We start from the raw sequence: 1,246 nt of genomic DNA, 5'->3' as shown, positions 1-1,246 counted from the left end.
AAATCATTCGCTGTCTCAAGCGCTACGTCGCCCGTGAGATCTACGGCTATCTTTGTGCCAAGCGCAGGCCATTCAACGCGGCCTCCAGCAGCCCTTGACCAACATAGGAGCTTCCATGTGTAGTACAGGCTCTCGGCAATGCCTTCCCGCCGACACAGGGCGGCGATGCTCTCCTCCCCCCGCAAACCCTCCAGCACGACCCGGATCTTGTCCTCAGCTGAGTAGTGCTTGCGGGTCGCGCGGCGGATGTCGCGCACCACCCGATCGGCGGGCGGCTTCGCGTTCGGTGTCGCTGGCTTCTGGCTCATGGCTCGTTCCCTGGCGGTTACGATGAGCCAGAAACCCTCCTTTCCTCAACCATCCCCGCCTGTCTCATGAGCCCTGACGGCGGACAAGGCCGCCCGCACGGCTGGGGCAAGGCGGGTGCTCTACACCAGCCATATGGGCTCACGAGATGACGCGCTCTTTGCCCCAGCGTCCGACCACGCCGCTACCGAGGCGTTCCTCGCGCAAGCAGGCCTACCGTTCACGTCGCTACGGCATGGCTTCTACGCCGAGAGCGCACTGCATCTTATCGGCCGCGGGATTGAAGCCGGTGAGATCCATGCGCCCGAAGTCTTCACTATGGCGGAGCTGGCTACGATCGCGTCTGAACTGACGGGACGCGAGGTCAAGCGAGTTACCGTTTCCGATGATGAATGGCTCGACGCCACGCTCGCGCAGGGCGTCCCCGCGCCGAGGGCGGAGATGTTGCTCGGCATGTACCGGGCCGCCCGGCGTGGCGACTTCGCCACGACCGATCCAACGCTGGAGAAGCTGCTTGGCCGCCGCTCCCAAACGATGCGTGACGTTCTCGCTAGCGTTCTCAAGGCTGCCGCAGCCTAGCGATAGCTGAAGGGCTTCAGCGGCGTTCCAGGGGTGTCGGTTGGGTTAGCTGAGACTTCCATAACTTAGGGTCTCTCGTCCGGTCAGCCGAGGGTGCTCTGGCTTGAGCATGGCGCTGCCCCTTTCGGGATGGTGGGCGGTCAGAAGCCTCTGTGGCGGCGACGGGTGTCTCCGAGCACAGTTGGCCACGTCGCGGCCACCCGATCACGGCTGGAACCTTCCTCATGCCTCCCGGAACCGGCCGGGATCTTTCGGGTCCGCAAGACGCCGACCGCCCACGCAGGCATGTCGAAAACGGCTAGAGCACTTCAGGCTTGCATGGACTCGCGGGTTCTGATTCGACGCTGTTGATGAAGCAGCG

General features: G+C 63.9%; 2 protein-coding genes. One reads left to right on the top strand and one right to left on the bottom strand.

Annotation, left to right across the window (positions count from 1 at the left end; all coding sequences use genetic code 11):
- Positions 1–308 (bottom strand): transposase (locus ACFFIC_RS09610; protein ID WP_377049961.1); only part of this gene is annotated, 308 nt, incomplete at its 3' end.
- 115 nt (positions 309–423) lie between these two features.
- On the opposite strand from ACFFIC_RS09610, the gene ACFFIC_RS09605 reads away from it, so the two are divergent.
- Positions 424–885: a Rossmann-fold NAD(P)-binding domain-containing protein gene (locus ACFFIC_RS09605; protein ID WP_377049960.1), complete on the top strand. Its 462-nt coding sequence runs from the start codon at positions 424–426 to the stop codon at positions 883–885.
- The last annotated feature ends 361 nt before the right edge of the window (positions 886–1,246 follow it).

Origin of the sequence: Muricoccus vinaceus, assembly GCF_042433125.1 — a bacterium.
GTDB classification, from domain to species: Bacteria; Pseudomonadota; Alphaproteobacteria; order Acetobacterales; family Acetobacteraceae; genus Roseomonas; species Roseomonas vinacea.
This window is presented reverse-complemented; position numbering and strand designations above follow the sequence as displayed.